The 15,155-nt window shown below is 67.4% G+C and carries 19 protein-coding genes; 9 read left to right on the forward strand and 10 right to left on the reverse strand.

Annotated elements, in window-relative coordinates; all coding sequences use genetic code 11:
- Position 1: 1 nt before the first annotated feature.
- Positions 2-199, reverse strand: coding sequence for a hypothetical protein (locus BN977_RS19870; RefSeq protein ID WP_131590184.1), 198 nt, complete (start codon positions 197-199; stop codon positions 2-4).
- On the opposite strand from BN977_RS19870, the gene BN977_RS19875 reads away from it, so the two are divergent.
- Positions 165-2,246, forward strand: coding sequence for a cadherin-like domain-containing protein (locus tag BN977_RS19875; RefSeq protein WP_234709644.1), 2,082 nt, complete (start codon positions 165-167; stop codon positions 2,244-2,246). The genes BN977_RS19870 and BN977_RS19875 overlap by 35 nt on opposite strands.
- Before the next feature lie 63 nt (positions 2,247-2,309).
- Positions 2,310-2,807 carry an Rv2253/PknI dimerization domain-containing protein gene (locus BN977_RS19880; protein WP_036400885.1) on the forward strand — a complete coding sequence of 166 codons (498 nt, stop codon included), beginning with the start codon at positions 2,310-2,312 and terminating at the stop codon, positions 2,805-2,807.
- Between the two features lie 12 nt (positions 2,808-2,819).
- On the opposite strand, the gene BN977_RS19885 is transcribed toward BN977_RS19880, so the two are convergent.
- Complete coding sequence (locus BN977_RS19885; RefSeq protein ID WP_036400887.1) at positions 2,820-3,350, reverse strand: helix-turn-helix domain-containing protein; 531 nt, start codon at positions 3,348-3,350, stop codon at positions 2,820-2,822.
- Positions 3,351-3,434: 84 nt separating this feature from the next.
- On the opposite strand from BN977_RS19885, the gene BN977_RS19890 reads away from it, so the two are divergent.
- Together BN977_RS19890 and BN977_RS19895 are read left to right on the forward strand one after the other, a co-directional pair.
- Positions 3,435-4,220 carry an aldolase gene (locus BN977_RS19890; RefSeq protein ID WP_036400890.1) on the forward strand — a complete coding sequence of 262 codons (786 nt, stop codon included), beginning with the start codon at positions 3,435-3,437 and terminating at the stop codon, positions 4,218-4,220.
- Positions 4,221-4,230: 10 nt separating this feature from the next.
- Positions 4,231-5,115, forward strand: coding sequence for a dihydrodipicolinate synthase family protein (locus BN977_RS19895; RefSeq protein ID WP_036400893.1), 885 nt, complete (start codon positions 4,231-4,233; stop codon positions 5,113-5,115).
- Between the two features lie 3 nt (positions 5,116-5,118).
- On the opposite strand, the gene BN977_RS19900 is transcribed toward BN977_RS19895, so the two are convergent.
- Both BN977_RS19900 and BN977_RS19905 read right to left on the reverse strand, forming a co-directional pair.
- Positions 5,119-5,352: a hypothetical protein gene (locus tag BN977_RS19900; RefSeq protein ID WP_024455238.1), complete on the reverse strand. Its 234-nt coding sequence runs from the start codon at positions 5,350-5,352 to the stop codon at positions 5,119-5,121.
- Between the two features lie 254 nt (positions 5,353-5,606).
- Entirely contained in the window at positions 5,607-5,909 is a 303-nt protein-coding gene (locus tag BN977_RS19905; protein ID WP_024455239.1) for a hypothetical protein, read from the reverse strand.
- Positions 5,910-6,055: 146 nt separating this feature from the next.
- Between BN977_RS19905 and BN977_RS19910 the strand changes: the two genes are divergently transcribed.
- Entirely contained in the window at positions 6,056-6,367 is a 312-nt protein-coding gene (locus tag BN977_RS19910) for an ArsR/SmtB family transcription factor (protein ID WP_036400895.1), read from the forward strand.
- Between the two features lie 2 nt (positions 6,368-6,369).
- The gene (locus tag BN977_RS19915; RefSeq protein WP_036400897.1) at positions 6,370-6,846 is read left to right on the forward strand and encodes an SRPBCC family protein; all 477 of its coding nucleotides are present in this window, start codon (positions 6,370-6,372) and stop codon (positions 6,844-6,846) included.
- On the opposite strand, the gene BN977_RS19920 is transcribed toward BN977_RS19915, so the two are convergent.
- Both BN977_RS19920 and BN977_RS19925 read right to left on the reverse strand, forming a co-directional pair.
- On the reverse strand, positions 6,813-8,267 hold the full coding sequence (locus tag BN977_RS19920) for an APC family permease (protein WP_051561731.1): 1,455 nt from the start codon (positions 8,265-8,267) through the stop codon (positions 6,813-6,815). The two genes, BN977_RS19915 and BN977_RS19920, sit on opposite strands and share 34 nt — an antisense overlap.
- Entirely contained in the window at positions 8,264-9,370 is a 1,107-nt protein-coding gene (locus BN977_RS19925) for a DmpA family aminopeptidase (protein ID WP_036400899.1), read from the reverse strand. Before BN977_RS19925 ends, BN977_RS19920 begins: the two co-directional genes overlap by 4 nt.
- A gap of 97 nt (positions 9,371-9,467) precedes the next feature.
- Here BN977_RS19925 and BN977_RS19930 point away from each other — a divergent pair, with 97 nt between their 5' ends.
- Genes BN977_RS19930 through BN977_RS19940 form a run of 3 tightly spaced genes read left to right on the forward strand, consistent with a single transcriptional unit; the run spans position 9,468 to position 10,869 of the window.
- Positions 9,468-10,079, forward strand: coding sequence for a TetR family transcriptional regulator (locus tag BN977_RS19930; protein WP_109790252.1), 612 nt, complete (start codon positions 9,468-9,470; stop codon positions 10,077-10,079).
- A gap of 56 nt (positions 10,080-10,135) precedes the next feature.
- Positions 10,136-10,531 (forward strand): YybH family protein, encoded by a 396-nt coding sequence (locus BN977_RS19935; RefSeq protein WP_036400903.1) that lies wholly within the window; start codon positions 10,136-10,138, stop codon positions 10,529-10,531.
- 47 nt (positions 10,532-10,578) lie between these two features.
- A complete protein-coding gene (locus BN977_RS19940) occupies positions 10,579-10,869 on the forward strand; it encodes a hypothetical protein (protein WP_036400906.1) in 291 nt (96 codons plus the stop codon).
- Between the two features lie 3 nt (positions 10,870-10,872).
- Here BN977_RS19940 and BN977_RS19945 read toward each other — a convergent pair whose 3' ends face one another.
- The 4 genes from BN977_RS19945 to BN977_RS19960 all read right to left on the reverse strand — a co-directional run bounded on the left by BN977_RS19945 (position 10,873) and on the right by BN977_RS19960 (position 15,126).
- The gene (locus BN977_RS19945; RefSeq protein WP_036400909.1) at positions 10,873-12,390 is read right to left on the reverse strand and encodes a GMC family oxidoreductase; all 1,518 of its coding nucleotides are present in this window, start codon (positions 12,388-12,390) and stop codon (positions 10,873-10,875) included.
- Between the two features lie 23 nt (positions 12,391-12,413).
- Positions 12,414-13,274 (reverse strand): dioxygenase family protein, encoded by an 861-nt coding sequence (locus tag BN977_RS19950; protein WP_036404004.1) that lies wholly within the window; start codon positions 13,272-13,274, stop codon positions 12,414-12,416.
- Between the two features lie 14 nt (positions 13,275-13,288).
- On the reverse strand, positions 13,289-14,116 hold the full coding sequence (locus BN977_RS19955; protein ID WP_084172630.1) for an alpha/beta fold hydrolase: 828 nt from the start codon (positions 14,114-14,116) through the stop codon (positions 13,289-13,291).
- Positions 14,117-14,469: 353 nt separating this feature from the next.
- Positions 14,470-15,126 (reverse strand): GntR family transcriptional regulator, encoded by a 657-nt coding sequence (locus tag BN977_RS19960; protein WP_024455250.1) that lies wholly within the window; start codon positions 15,124-15,126, stop codon positions 14,470-14,472.
- Between the last annotated feature and the right edge of the window lie 29 nt (positions 15,127-15,155).

A 15,155-nucleotide genomic window follows, 5' to 3' on the forward strand; every position in this document is an offset into this window, starting at 1 on the left:
CTCATACCAGCGGCTCGTCGACGACTCCGAAAGACGACACGTCCGACAACCACACCGACGAGACGCCGAGCTCCACCACATCGAGCACGACCACCAAGTCTTCGTCCAAATCGACGCATACCGAGACGACCACCGCCGTCGCGAAGACCTCGGCACAGGCCACGGTGAGCACCGCCGCCGCCGTCAGCACAAACGTCACCACCAAGACCGCCGCCGTGGCCGCGGCAGCGGTGGCGCCGGCGACCCAGGCGGTGCAGGTCGCCCCGGCTGCGGCCACGCCGGCCACTGCGGCGGTGCCGGCCGCCGTGACGGCTCAGGTCGTCTCGCCGGCAACGGGTTTGGTCGGCTTCCTCAACAATGTGGTGACCAACCTGCTGAATCCGTTCCTCAAGCCGGTGCCCAACACTCCCGACCCGTTCACCCCAGCGGTGTGGGCGGTACTGGCCTGGGTGCGTCGCAACGTCTTCAATCAGGCCCCCACCATCGCCTACAACCCCACCACCACGGTGCAGACCGGTCAGACGGTGACCGGCAACATCGGCGCCACGGACGCCGAGGGTGACGCTCTGACCTACAAGGTGACCCAGGGGCCGAAGTACGGCACCCTGTCGATCGATCAGGCCACCGGAAACTTCACCTACACACCGAACGACATCAATTACACCGAGGTGCAGACCGATTCGTTCTCGGTGTCGGTGACCGACGGCAAGTTCAACCTGCTGGGCCTGTTCAGCCCGCACAGCGCCAAGGTGGGTATCGACGTGTCGGTGCTCAACCCCGAAGTCCAGCGGGTGATTCTCGACCTGCCCGACACCATCGCCAGCCCGGCCAACCCGCGCTACTCGGCCGACGGTAAGTCCATCTTCTTCGCCGGCCAGCCGACCGCCGGGGGCCGCTCGGAGATCTACCAGATCAACACCGACGGCACGGGCCTGCAATGTGTCACCTGCGGTGTCACCGTCAGCGAGACCGGCAACCTGGCCAAACCCGTTCCCGTCGAGGATGGTTCGGGGCGGGTGCTGGTGCTGGTGAACGTCGCCGGGCAGTCGCCGCGGTACTCCATGCTGGAAACCGGGGTGAACGGGCCGCAGCTGCTGTCCATCACCACACAAGCCGGCGGCGGCACGATCCTCGACCGACAACGCGAGATGCGGATCTCACCGGACGGCACCCATGCGCTGTACACCAGAATCGTGCTGGGTCCCAACGGCCTTCTGCAGGCGCTGCCGATCGTCGGGACGCTGACCCGCACGGACACCGGTTACACGGTGACCAATGAGCGGGTGGTGTACCCCACCGGTGAAGGCAAGCAGTGGACACCGGACGGCAAGGGCGTGGTGATCCTCGGCGGCCAGTTCGACGCCGGCAACGTCGACGATATCGAGGTCGACCTGGCCACCGGCAAGGTCACCAGGGTGACGGCCAACCTCGATTACGACGAGGACATGGACTACTCACCCAACATGCAGTGGATCGCCATCGGCAGCACCCGCGGGTTGAACGCGCTGACGCCGATGACGCAGATCATCCGGCAGAACTTCCTGCCGGTCTACGTCGGCGCGCCGGTGTACGACGCGTACGCACTTCCGATCAACGTCTCCAATCAGGAGTGGATTGTCGCCGTCGGCGACGAGTTGAACCGGGAGAACGGTGTTCCGCTGTTCGATACCGGTGACGGCTACACCGCGCGCAGCATGCCCAGTTGGAATCCCACCGGCGACGCCGTTACGTTCTGGGAGTCCAGCGTCACCGATCCGACGGTGTCCCGACTGGTCATCGCGAACCTGAAGTACACCACCAGTGTCGGTCCGGTGGCGGCCGATCGGTCGACCCCGAGCTCGGATTCGTGGGCGCCGGCCCTCGGCAGCTACGTCGCCGCCACCACGCCACTGCCGGCCACCGGGACCTATGCCGGGGTGAACGGTGGTACGGCGGTGGTCACCGAGACGGTGGACCCCAACGATGCCACGCGCACCATCCGCACCGTCACGTATACCGATTACGTGAACGAACTGGGGATGATCCTCAACGGCACCGAATCTGCCGACTACAACGCCAGCCAGACGACGGTGCACTACCTGGCCGATATCACCGTCACCGGAGCCCACACCGGGTATCTGACGGCCGACGCGAACATCAACGCGTTCCAGCAGTCGTTGACCGGCACCATCACCTCCAGTGTCGACGGTGATGTGCAGTCGTTGCCGGATCCGGATGCGGCACATCAGGCGCAGCAGGACGCCTAGCGGTACAACGTGATCTGCCGGCGGTCGCGGACCGCCGGCAGAGCACGTGTCGTGGAAGGACATATGCGCAAGATCGCGGTGGCCGCGCTATCGGTGCTGTGGTGTGGACTGTCGATGATGCCGCAGGCCCACGCCGAGTTCGGCTTCGAGCTCAACGGCACCTATCGGGTGGTGTCCAACGGTGAGTGGGCCAAGACCAACGAGGTCTATATGGACGAGAAGGTCGTCATTTCGACCTGGACGTTGCGCTCGTCGTGTGCCGACTCGCAAACGTGCACCGGCACGGTGAGCAGTGACCAGGGCTGGACCGCGCCCCTGGTCTACCGGGGAAGTCGCTGGATCGTGGACCGCGATATCCCCGACTGGGAGCCATGCCCGGACGGCAGTCTCGCGCCGGGACGGCAGCGTTTCCAATTCTTCGGTACCGATGCCAACGGTCAGCTCGACCAGAGCAACGTGACGACCCTGCAAGGTTACGAACGCACCGTCGGTGTCAGCGGTGCATGCGGTATCAACAAGCCGTTGGTGATCCAGATGCCGATCACGTTGCACAAGATGTGAACCGACGTCGTCTCAGCGCCGCGCCGCCCGAGGCTCGTCGTAGGCCACCACGATCACCACGGCCGGCTGATCGCCGAGCTGACGCAACTTGTGCGGCACCGAGGCGTCGATGTACGCACAGTCACCTTGGGCCAGTGTGACGATGTCGCCGTGGTAGCTGAGTTCGGCCTGCCCAGCGTGGACGAACAGGAACTCCTGGCCGGGATGGCTGGGATGTGGATGACCGGCGAACTGACGCCCGGGCCGCACCACGAACGGTGACATGGCCTTGCCGAGCATGGCTGCCGCGACGGGATGGTGCCGGTCGGCACTGCCGGTCACCGCCCGTTCGACGGTGATCGAGGATGCCGCTGCATCGTCGGAGAACAGCTGTGCCACATCGACATCGAGTGCGCGCGCAATCTTCAGTGCGGCCGCGATGGACGGTGTGCTCTGGCCCCGCTCGACCTTGGACAGATAGCTCTTGGTGAGGCCGGTCGCGGCCGCGAGGTCATCCAGTGTCATGCCGTGTTGCGTCCGTACGGCACGCAGGAGGGCCACCATGCGGTGCAGTCTACGCCATTGACGATATGACACAAAGTGTCCTATCGTTTCCTCTGTGTCATTCCGATGGAGAGGAGACGGGCTTTGGCTTCCACCTTGCAGGACTCGAAGGACGATCTGATGCGCCGAGCTCACGATGAGCTCAGCCGCGATGTCGCCGATTCCACACTGACCGCGCGGGAAAAGCTCGCGCTGACCTGCCGGGCGTTGTTCGACGCGGGGCACGACTCGGGGCTCGCCGGGCAGATCACCGCGCGGGCCGACGAGCCGGGCACCTACTACACGCAGCGCCTCGGCCTCGGATTCGACGAGATCACCGCGGGCAATCTGCTGTTGGTCGACGAAGACCTCAACGTGCTGGACGGTAAGGGAATCGCCAATCCGGCCAACAGGTTCCACACCTGGATCTACCGGGCCCGGCCGGATGTGAACTGCATCGTGCACACGCACCCGTTCCACGTGGCCGCGCTGTCCATGCTTGAGGTTCCGCTGGTGGTGTCCCAGATGGACATCGCGCCGCTTTACGACGATTGCGCGTTCCTGCCCGACTGGCCGGGGGTTCCGGTGGGCAACGAGGAAGGCGAGATCATCTCTGCAGCACTGGGGGACAAGAAGGCGATCCTGCTCGCTCATCACGGCCACGTCGTTGCCGGTGCCAGCATCGAGGAAGCCTGCTCACTCGGCATGCTCATCGAGCGGGCGGCCAAGCTCCAGCTGACCGCGATGGCGGCAGGCGCCATCGCTCCACTGCCGGAGCGGCTGGCGCGGGAAGCGCACGACTGGACGCTCACCCCGAAACGCAGCCAGGCCAACTTCGCCTACTACGCGCGCAGAGCTCTGGCGAAACACCCTGATGCCCTGGACAATTGAGAGGAAAACTATGACAACACCAGCCCTGCACGGAATCATCGCCTACCCCGTCACGCCGTTCACCGCAGACGGCGCCGGCATCGACACCGATAAGCTCGCGGCACTCGTCGACCGGCTGGTCGAGGCTGGGGTGCATGCCATCGCGCCGCTCGGCAGCACCGGCGAATCGGCATACCTGACCGAACCAGAGTTCGACGCCGTCGTCGAGGGCACGGTCGCCGCCGTCGCCAAGCGTGTGCCCGTCGTCGTCGGCGCCTCGGATCTCACCACTGCCAACACGGTGCGTCGGGCCCGGTACGCCCAACGGGCCGGTGCGGACGCGCTGATGATCCTGCCGGTGTCGTATTGGAAGCTCACCGACCGTGAGATCGTGGCCCATTACGCGGCGGTCGCGGCCGCCGTCGACCTGCCGATCATGGCGTACAACAACCCGGCCACCAGCGGCATCGACATGACGCCGGAACTACTGGTGCGAATGTTCACCGAGATCGACAACGTCACCATGGTCAAGGAATCCACCGGTGATCTCACCCGGATGCTGCGGCTTGCCGAACTGACCGGTGGTGCGCTGCCGTTCTACAACGGCAGCAATCCGCTTGTGCTGCAGGCCCTGACGGCCGGGGCGGCCGGGTGGTGCACCGCGGCGCCCAACCTGCGACCGCAACCCTGCCTGGACCTCTACGGGGCGGTCCGCGCCGGCGACACTGCGGCGGCCCAGTCGATCTATGACGAGCTGGCCCCGCTGTTGCACTTCATCGTCGACGGCGGCCTGCCCACCACGGTGAAGGCCGGGCTGGACCTGCTCGGCCGCGGTGTCGGTGATCCCCGACCGCCGCTGCTGCCGCTGGATCCGGCCCGGTGCTCCGACCTGCGGACGCTACTGGCCGCCGGCTAGGTATCAGCCCAGCGGCGGAAGCGCACCCCAGGCACCGTAGGGTCCGTTCATCACGCCGCCGGTGCCGGACTCCGGAACGGAGAAGCCGCCGATGCCCTGCGGGCCCAGGCATCGCGACGTCGACACCGCAACGGTGCACGGGTCGTTCCCGGCCGCGAGTGCGGTGGGGGCGCCGGACAGCCCCAGGGCGATACCGGCTGCGGCGAGAACGGGGACGGCAAATCGCTTGAACGACATGAGAAACCTCTCTTTCGGGACAGCCGCACCGTGCGCAGCTGTTGGGGAAGGTGTCGCGGCCGTGGGTCGTGCGCCGCGCCTGACTCCTGTCTACCCGCCGTTCGTATCGCCGCAAAGTATGTGAAATGCACTCATAGACAACACATATTCGATTCGTGGTGGGTGTGACGCGCGCCTCGCGAAAGATATGAGGTTCACATGTTTGTGGTCCAGCGGTCTTCGGTGACCGCTGGACCACAAGCGTTCGGGAGTGTTCAGAACGGCAGGTCGACCTCGCCGTTGGAGGTGATGCCCTCGTCGTGGTTGCGGTTGACGTAGCCGGTGGTGACGGGCGGTTGGGGATCGGTGCCGTACGGGATGAGCGGGTCGGTGCCGGCCTTCGCGTCGCCCAGCGGCGCTCCGGTGTCGGCCGAGATGGGGGTGTTCTTCTGCCACGACGCGGTGGAAGTGGGGCCGGCGGCGACCGCGATGGTTTCGCCGGCGGGTGCCAGGGCGACGAAACCGGCGGCCAGGCCGACGGCCAGCAGGGGGGCTGCGAATGCGATCCGGGTCTTCATGGTGGTCTCCTGTTCCTTTCGGGTACTTCGATCAAACGCCGGCTTGCTGGAGGAATCGCCACGGCTAGCTGGCAACTTGCACTTCCGGCTAGCCGGTAGTCCGAGGGGTCTTGGCGGACCGGAGGGTAAGTGGTAACTTACCGTTAGTGACGACTTACGGAGTGGCCGATCCCTGGTCAGCCCTCGCCGACGGCACCCGCCGGACGATCTTCAAGCGCCTGGCCGACGGGCCGATGGCGGTGGGGGAGATCGCCGAGGGGTTACCGGTGAGCCGGCCGGCCGTCTCGCAGCATCTCAAGGTGTTGCGGTGCGCCGGCCTGGTCGCCGACCGCCGGGTGGGGACGCGGCGCCTGTACCACGTCGATCCGCGCGGTGTGAATGCGCTGCGCGCCGAGCTGAATGTGTTCTGGGACAAGGCGATGGCCGCGTTCAAGGCGATAGCCGACGAAGGGGAGTGATCATGACAGTGGAACCGATCCGCAAGAGCGTGGTGGTCAAGGCGCCGCTGGAACGGGCGTTCGCCTTGTTCGTCGGCAAGTTCGACGCCATCAAACCGAGGGAGCACAACCTATTGGCGGTGCCCATCGCCGAGACCGTTTTCGAGCCGCGCGTGGGTGGACACATCTACGACGTCGGTGTGGACGGCAGCAGGTGTCTGTGGGCGCGGGTACTCGAGTACCAGCCGCCCCATCGGGTGGTGTTCTCCTGGGATATCGGACCGACCTGGCAGGTGGAGTCCGACCCGGCGAAGACCAGCGAGGTGGAGGTGCGCTTCACCGCCGAACCGGACGGGCGCACCCGGGTGGAGTTGGAGCACCGCCACCTCGAACGGCACGGTGACGGTTGGCACTCGGTGGCCGACGGGGTCGGCGGCGAGGCCGGCTGGCCGTTGTACCTGCAGCGCTACGGTGAGGTGGTGGCGGCCGCGGAGTCGTGACCGCCCGATGCCGACAGTGACCGCGACGGCCGCCACGCCAGGAAGCCGATGACCAACCCGGCGAACGGGATCGCGGCCAGGATGGTGCTCAGCGTCGGGCTGCCCCCGGTCACCAGGGTGAAGTTCGACAGCACCAGCCACAGGCTGCCGAGCAGGCCGAGAACGGCCAGGCCGGGCGCGATCCGCGTCGACCACAGCCCGTGCGTGCGGTCGCGGTTGCGCAGGAAGAACACCAGCACGGCGATGGACGTGGTGAGCATCAGCAGCACCATGCCGACGGTGGCGACACCGGCCATCGACCCGAACACCCCGACCAGCGGATCGATGCCGAGCACCGCCAGTACGGCGACAATGATTGCGGCCGTGCCGGTTTGCACCACCGAGGAGAACGACGGCGAGTGGTGGCTGCCGTGCACCTGGGCCAGCCGCGCGGGCAGCAGCCCCTTGCCGGCCAGCACGAACTGGTAGCGCGCGATCACGTTGTGGAAGGACAGCACACAGGCGAAGAGGCTGGTCAGCAGCAGCACGTTGACGACGTCGCGGCCGACGGTGCCCAGCATATCGCCGGTGGTATCCAGCAGCATGTTGCCCTCACCGGCGAGGGTGCGCTGCGCCACGCCGGTCACCTGGTCCGGGCCGAGGGCAACGACGAAGGACCACACCGTGATTGCGTAGAAGGCGCCGATGATGATGACGGCGGCGTAGGTGGCCCGCGGGATGGTGCGCTCCGGATCGCGCGCCTCGTCCCGGAACACCGCGGTCGCCTCGAATCCGATGAATCCGGTCAGGGCGAAAAGGATTGCGATGCCGATGGTGCCGTTTGTGAACGTGGCCGGGTCGAAGGAGGTGAACGTGATTCCGGCCGGGCTGGGCTTGGCCACCATCACGATGTCGAGCAGCACGACGATGCCGATCTCGCACGCCAGCGCCACCCCGAGGACTTTGGCGCTCAGTTCGATGTGCCGGTAACCGAGTACCGCGACGATGGCCAGCACGGCGAAAGAGTAGACCGGCCAAGGGATCGACGGGCCGTGGTAGTGGGCTACCGTGTCGGAGATGGCCCAGCCGATGTAGCCGTAGATGCCGATCTGGATGGCGGTGTAGGCGATCAGCGCGACGACGGCGATGCCCTTGCCCATCCGTTCGCCGAGGCCGACGGTCACGTAGGAGAAGAAGGCGCCCGCCTCGGGGACGTGCGGCGTCATGGTCACGAACCCGACGCTGAACAGCAGCAGCACCAGCGCGGCGATCACGAAGCCCATGGGTGCGCCTGCGCCGTTGCCCAGTCCCATGGCCAACGGCATGTTGCCGCCGATCACCGTCAGCGGTGCCGCCGCCGCGACCACCATGAAGACGATCCCGACGGGCCCCAGGTGCCCGGTCAGGCGTCGCCGCTCGGCCGTGCTGGGTGTGGTGGTCATGAGGCCTCCTGGGGTCGAGAGGTGTTGGGAGACAGTACTTGACGTAGCAGGTCGTGGTCGATGGCGTGGGCGGTGAAACCGTTGCGTCCGGTGACGGTGGTGGCCGCGACCATGGCGTTGACGATGGCCTCCTCGGTGGCCTCGATCGTCAGGTCGAACAAACGGGTCATCAGCTGCGGCGCGACCATCCGCAGCGGGATCTCCGGGCGCGGGGTGGCAGCGTCCTCATCCCATGCGTACGGCGGGATGCCGCGGTTGCCGGTGGCGAAGGCCAGCATCAGGTCACCGCTGTACTGTTCGCCGGTGCCGCCGAGGCGGCCGACGGCCAGTGTCGCGCGCTGGGCCAACCGGGTGCATTGATGGGGGAGCAGGGGGGCGTCGGTGGCGACGATGACGATGATCGACCCGGAGCCCGGCTCGTACTGGCGCGGCAGGTCCGGCAGCGGTACCTCGTTCGGTCCGATCAGCTCGCCGACCGGCACCCCATTGATCCGAAGTCGTTCGCGCCGACCGTGATTGGCCTGCACCAGCACACCGACGGTGTATGTGCCGGCGGCCGTCTCGGTGGTGCGCGACGCGGTGCCGATGCCCCCTTTGAATCCGTGACAGATCATGCCGGTGCCGCCCCCGACGGTGCCCTCGGCCGGGGCGTCGGTGGAGGCGTTCTCCAGGGCGGAGCGGGCGTGTTCGGGCCGGACGTGGAAGCCGTTGATGTCGTTGAGCAATCCGTCATAGGTCTCGCCGACGACGGGCAGTGACCAGTACAGGCCCTCGCCGCGAGCGCGGACCTGGGCGGCCACCAACTCGTCGCGCACCACGCCGACGCTGTGCGTGTTGGTCAGACCGATGGCGGTGGTGAGCTCGCCGGACTCACGGATCCATTCGAGACCGGTGAGCTCGCCGCTGCCGTTGAGCCGGTGCGCCCCGGCGAACACCGGCTCGGTCCAGATGTCGTCGTGCGGGACGATCATGGTGACGCCGGTGTTGATGCCCTCGCCCTGCAGCGTGGTGTGCCCGACCCGCACGCCGGCGACGTCGGTGATGGCGTTGAGGGGGCCGGTGGGGTGTTCCCCGATGACGACACCGAGATCTCTGGCACGCATTGGTTCCGCTCGCTTCATCAATAGTTTTTTTCCTGATTGGAAAAGAACTATGCGCCTGTGTGCGGCGTCACGCAACAGAACGGGCAAGATTGGTGTCATGGCACGGCCGAACAAGCAGGTGGAACGGCGTCACGACATCATGGACGCAGCGATCACGCTCATCGAGCGCCACGACCTGGCCACCCTCAAGCTGTCCGATGTCGCCGACGAGCTCGGGCTGACCACCAATGCGGTGCGCTACTACTTCAAGGACATGACGCAGCTGCTCTCGGAGCTGGCGCTGCGCTCCGACGTCCGGTTCTACGACGAGCGCCTGGAGCTGCAGCGCTCATCGGGTGATGTGTGCGAGCAGCTGATGCTGACCATGGCCGCCGGCTTGCCCACCGGGCCCGAGGACGCCGAGTGGCGCGCGATCTGGCGGGCGGTGCTCTCGGCCGGCTTCGAACTGGACCAACGTCGCGATGTGCAGGGCATCTATCACCGGCAGGTGGGGCTGTACGCCGACCTGTTGACCGCCGGCGCGCAGCAGGGCGTGTTCGTCCTGCGGCATCCGGCGCGCGATATCGCCATGACGATCATGGGGATGGAGGACTACTTCGGCTACCGCATCGTCGCGCGGGACCCGGACTTCAGCCGGACGACCGCGCTGCGGTTGATGCGGCAGTACGCGGAGCTGGCGGTCGGGGTGGCGTTGCCGGAGATCGACTGACGGCGATGACTTCTGCGTCCCACGCCGGTCGATACCGGTGTGGAAAGGAGAATTCCGTGAGCGCGGAAGCCGACGTTCGAGACGTGATCACCCGGTGGGTCGACGGCATCAAGGCCTGTGACGTGGAGACCGTCGTCGCGGCGCACTCCGATGACTTCGTGCAGTTCGACGTGCCGCCACCGTATGACGGTGTCCGAGGGGTGCCGGCGTACCGCGACACCTGGCCGCCGTTCTTCGAATTCCTCCGTGGCGGAGCAGTTTTCGAGATCGTCGAACTGAACATCGTGGCCGGTGCGGACGTCGCCTTCGCCTACGGGCTGGCGAAGTGCGGGCGTGCCGAGGATTTCGCGAAGAACCCGGACATCCGGCTGCGGATGACGGTGGGGCTGCGCAAGGTCGACGGCGAATGGCTGATCGTGCACGAGCACCATTCGTTTCCGATGACGGGGTAGGTCAGTCGGGGCGGTGCGGTGTCACCCCGCGTCGGTACGGTGGGCCGGTGTTTGACGATCACCGTGAACCCGATGACGAACTGGCCGACCTGATCGCCGAGGAGGAGGACGACGAGCAGACGGCCAACGGGTCGATGCTCTCGATCCGCAACGCGGACGGTGAGGAGGTGGTGAGCATCTTCGCCACCGGTGACGAGTGGAACGTGCACCTGCAGCCCGGCGGCTCGATCCGCAACGCCTTCCTGGGCAGCCGCGCCGAGTCGCCGGTGTGGGTGAGCAGCGCGGACAGTGAGATCGAGCGGGACGAGGACGGGACGTACGTGATCCGGCTGGGCTGACGGTCAGCGGATCATCGCGGCCGCCTTCTCGCCGATCATGATGGCCGCGGCGTTCGTGTTCACGGGCATGATCCGCGGCATGATCGATGCATCGGCAACCCGTACACCGGTCAGCCCGTGCACCCGCAGATCCGGTCCGACCACGGCATCGGGCCCGATGCCCATCGCGCACGTGCCGACCGGGTGGTAGTAGGTGCTGGTGCCGTGAGCCAGGAAGCCCCGCAAAGCCGCCTCGTCGGCGGCGTCGGCGCCCGGCAGCACTTCGCGCGCTCGCCAGGGGGCGAAGGCCTCGTCGGCGGCGATCTCGCGCGCTACCTCGATCCCGTGGACCATGCGCCGCACGTCCGACTCCACGCCCAGATAGTTCGGGTCGATCAACGGCGGGGTCTCCGGATCCGGTCCCGCCAGCCGGATCGAACCGCGCGCATCCGGCACCGTCGCGACCGCCAGTGTGAAGCTGTTCGGTGGTGCCGCCAGGTGTGGGGGATGGAACGGCACGTGGATGAACATCAGCTGCATGTCCGGGCCGGCCAGCGAGGCGTCGCTGCGCCACAGCAGCGACACCTCGGCGTGGTTCGTCTTCGCGGCCGGAATCGGTTGCGCCGCTTCGTAGACGACGCCGCATAGCGGATGGTCGTGCAGGTTGCGTCCGACCCCGGGCAGGTCGTGGACAACCTCGACGCCGGTGGCGCGGAGTTCCGCGGCGGGTCCGACGCCCGACAGCAGGAGCAGTCGTGGTGAATCCACGGCACCGGCACTGATCACCACCTCCGCGGCGGCGTGGACGGTCGTTTTTCGACCGTCGTGTACGAAATCGACTCCCGTACAGTGCGTCCCCGCGAATCTCAGCGCGTGCACGCGGGAATCCGTCATGACCGTCAGGTTTGCCCTGCCGCGCACCGGGTGCAGATAGGCGGTGGCGGTGCTCTGCCGGGTACCGCCGGAGATCGACAGGTCGTGCCAGCCGGCGCCCTCGGCTCGGCTGCCGTTGAAGTCGTCGGTCGATGGGAACCCGGCCGCGGCCGCAGCGTCGAGGAACACCTGCGACAACGGATTGGCCACGTCGGCGGTGGCCGGCGCCGGGGTCATCGGACCGGCGGTGCCACGGTAGTGCGGATCGGCGGCCGGTACCGTCTCGATGCGCCGGAAATAGGGCAGTACCGACTCGTAATCCCAACCAACACAACCCGATTTGGCCCACCCGTCGAAATCGTTCGGGTGGCCGCGCAAGTACACCATTGCGTTGATGCTGCTGCTGCCCCCGAGTGTGTGGCCACGGGGCCAGTTGTGGGCGTGTCCGGCGGTGCCGGCCTGTGGGACCGTGTCGTAGGAGTAGTCGACCTCGGTGCCCCACAGCGCCGGCCAGGCGGGTGGCGCGGAGATCTCAGACCGGGTGTCGGCGGGCCCGGACTCCAGCAGCAGCACCCGGGTTGTGGGATCCTCCGACAGCCGGGCGGCGATCACACACCCGGCCGATCCGGCGCCGACCACTACATAGTCAAACTCGGCGAATTCTGTCATCTGCCAATCACTTCCAGTCGTCTTCACACCATCGTCCAGCGCTGCGGCTGGAGCACGAAGTCGTATGTTGCGAGCAGCCACGGCTCGTCGGACGTCCGCCCGTCGGGTGTCGGGCCTGCCGGGCGGCGTTCGAACTCGACCACCAGCTCGGCCTTGGTGCCGTACACGGCATCGGTGTCGAGGTACGGTGCGCCCGCCTCGAACAGATGGGTGATCAGCGGCTCGTAACCCGGGGCGGTGATCAGGAAATGCACGTGAGCCGGGCGGTGGCGGCTGATACCGGCGCGCGAGATCAGCTCGCCGACCGGGCCGTCCATCGGTATCGAGTAGCCGCGCGGTGCGATGGTTCGCACGCAGTAGCCCCCGCCGGGTTGCGAGGTGTACTTCGCACGCAGGCGCGCGTCCCCGTCGGGGAGCTGTCCCTCGTAGATGCCGTGGGCGTCGGCCTGCCACACGTCGAGCACCGCCCCGCCGACGGGCTGGTCGTGGAGGTCGCGGATCACGCCGGTGATGTAGAGCGGAGTCCCACTCGACCCCTCGGCCATGTTCGCGCCGTACTCCAGTTGGGGGGAGCCCGCGACGTGGAACGGCCCGAGGACCGTCGGCGGGGTCGCTCCGGGGTCGCGGCGGTGATTCATCTCGACGACGAGCATCGACAGTCCCAGGACATCGGAGGCCAGGATGAACTCCGCGCGCTTGGCGTCACTGATCTGTCCGGTGCGGGCGAGCCAGGACATCGCGGTCTTCCATTCGGACTCGGTGAGCCGCACCTCGCGCGCCATGGCATGCAGGTGGCGCACCAGCGCCCGCATCACCTCGGACAGCCGGGCGTCACGGGCGCCCGCCCAGCGTTCCGCCGCAAGGGCTGTGATGTCCGCACCCACGGATTGGCCCGTGGTCACGAGGCGGTGGCGCGAGCGGCCTGACCGATCAGCTCGGCGACGGCGTCGGGGTGGGAGACCGTCACGGCGTGGGACGCGTCGATCTCCACCGAGTGTGACGTCGCCCGGTCACCCATGAAGCGCATCGACTCGGCGGGAATCGCGAGGTCGGCGGTGGTGACCATGTTCCACGACGGGATGTTCTTCCACGCGGCTTTACTGGCCGGCTCGTTCAGGGCGTCCTCGGTGATGGGCCGCTGGGTCGCCGCCATCAGCTCGGTGACCTCCGGTGCCACGTCCGCGGCGAACACCCGCTGGAAATCTTCCTGCTTGATGTAGAGGTCATTGGCCGTGCCGCCGCTCGGCAGCGGCGCGGCGACGGTCTGCAGGGCGGGGCCGAGCTGTCCACCGGGGAACTTGCCGGCCAGCTCGGAGGTGCTCTCTCCCGGTTCCAGGATGAAGCTGGCGATGTACACCAGAGCCTTGACATTGGGGTTGCCCGCGGCGGCCTCGCTCATGACCGATCCGCCGTACGAGTGGCCGGCCAGCACGACCGGACCTGGCACACTCTTCAGGACAGCGGCGACATAGGCCGCATCGTCATGCAGCCCGCGCAGCGGGTTCGCCGCAGCGATCACCGGGTAGCCGTCCCGTTTCAGGCTCGCGACCACGCCGTTCCAGCTCGAGGAATCGGCGAACGCCCCGTGGACCAGCACCACGGTGGGCTTGGCCGCCGGGGCGGGCTGGTCGGGCGAGCCCGGTTGCTCGGCCGATGCGCCGCCGCAGGCCGAGAGCGCCAGCACCGCGCCGGCGGTCATCGTCGTCAACAGGGATGTGAATCTCATTGATCTCCTTGGATTTCGACCGGGACGTGGTCTCGGGCAAGCTGGCGACGGACACGGCAGTCCATCGGCGCCTTCGGCCCGCACGGACCACTCTGGTGCCCGTGGCGGCTGGGGGAATCAGTCATCCGACTGCCGAAGCGCCGAGCCCGGATCGGTCGCGATGCAGTCATTCGACTCGACTGCATCGGCGGTGGTTGCCTGCCGTCGGTACGCCGCGATATATTGCATATCGCTTGCCCGTCGGTCGAAGCGCCGCCCAACCGGGCCCGGTGAGCCACGGCCATGAAGGGGGCGCCATGTGGCACGTCGTCAGCGAAAATGTCGTTGACGCAGTCGAAGTCGACCCTCGGCGATCAGCCGTCGGAGGCGTGCGCGTCCAGGGTCATCCAGTTCTTCCGGGTCTCGGTCGCGGCGGCGTCCGCGTCACCGGCCTCGGCGAAGGTGATGATCCGGGCATGCTGAGCCACCGAATCGCGTCCGCGCAGCGAGGCGAACCGGATGCGCTCCACCCGCCTGAGCACCGGCGTGTACTGATCGAGCACGGTGCGAACCGCCGCGTTCCCCGCACGGTCGACGAGAATCCGATGGAATGCGTCATCGGCCGCGACGGCAGCGACGACGTCTCCCGCCGCCAATGCCTCGGCGAACGCGGCGTTGGCCGCCCGCATGCCGGCCAGATCGTCGGCGGTGAGCAGCGGTACGGCCGTGCGCGCCGCAAGCTCGTTCATCGCTGCCGTCACCGCCTGCGCGTCGGCGAGGGTACGCGGGTCGATCGGGCTGACGATCGTGTACCGGCCGGGCCTCGTCTCGACCAGGCCCGCCGCGTCGAGGCGCGCGAGTGCTTCCCGGATCGGGGTCCGGCTGACGCCGAGCCAGGCACTGAGCTCGCCGTCGACCAGTCGCTCTCCCGGCTCGAGGGTCCCGTCGATGATGGCGTCGCGAATTCGCACGAACACGCTGTCGCGCAGCAACTGCCGCCCCTCAAGGGCACTGGCAACGGGAACCGGCATACCCCATCATGCACCGTCGAACGCGCCCC

The organism is Mycolicibacterium cosmeticum (assembly GCF_000613185.1).
GTDB classification, from domain to species: Bacteria; Actinomycetota; Actinomycetes; order Mycobacteriales; family Mycobacteriaceae; genus Mycobacterium; species Mycobacterium cosmeticum.

Coding starts and splice junctions, on each gene's coding strand:
- BN977_RS19920 (WP_051561731.1), bottom strand. CDS start 8,267: ATGACCACCACACCCAGCACGGCCGAGCGGCGACGCCTGACCGGGCAC.
- BN977_RS19915 (WP_036400897.1), top strand. CDS start 6,370: ATGACAGTGGAACCGATCCGCAAGAGCGTGGTGGTCAAGGCGCCGCTG.
- BN977_RS19905 (WP_024455239.1), bottom strand. CDS start 5,909: ATGAAGACCCGGATCGCATTCGCAGCCCCCCTGCTGGCCGTCGGCCTG.
- BN977_RS19895 (WP_036400893.1), top strand. CDS start 4,231: ATGACAACACCAGCCCTGCACGGAATCATCGCCTACCCCGTCACGCCG.
- BN977_RS19945 (WP_036400909.1), bottom strand. CDS start 12,390: ATGACAGAATTCGCCGAGTTTGACTATGTAGTGGTCGGCGCCGGATCG.
- BN977_RS19955 (WP_084172630.1), bottom strand. CDS start 14,116: ATGAGATTCACATCCCTGTTGACGACGATGACCGCCGGCGCGGTGCTG.
- BN977_RS19880 (WP_036400885.1), top strand. CDS start 2,310: ATGCGCAAGATCGCGGTGGCCGCGCTATCGGTGCTGTGGTGTGGACTG.
- BN977_RS19900 (WP_024455238.1), bottom strand. CDS start 5,352: ATGTCGTTCAAGCGATTTGCCGTCCCCGTTCTCGCCGCAGCCGGTATC.
- BN977_RS19960 (WP_024455250.1), bottom strand. CDS start 15,126: ATGCCGGTTCCCGTTGCCAGTGCCCTTGAGGGGCGGCAGTTGCTGCGC.
- BN977_RS19925 (WP_036400899.1), bottom strand. CDS start 9,370: ATGCGTGCCAGAGATCTCGGTGTCGTCATCGGGGAACACCCCACCGGC.
- BN977_RS19885 (WP_036400887.1), bottom strand. CDS start 3,350: ATGGTGGCCCTCCTGCGTGCCGTACGGACGCAACACGGCATGACACTG.
- BN977_RS19930 (WP_109790252.1), top strand. CDS start 9,468: ATGGCACGGCCGAACAAGCAGGTGGAACGGCGTCACGACATCATGGAC.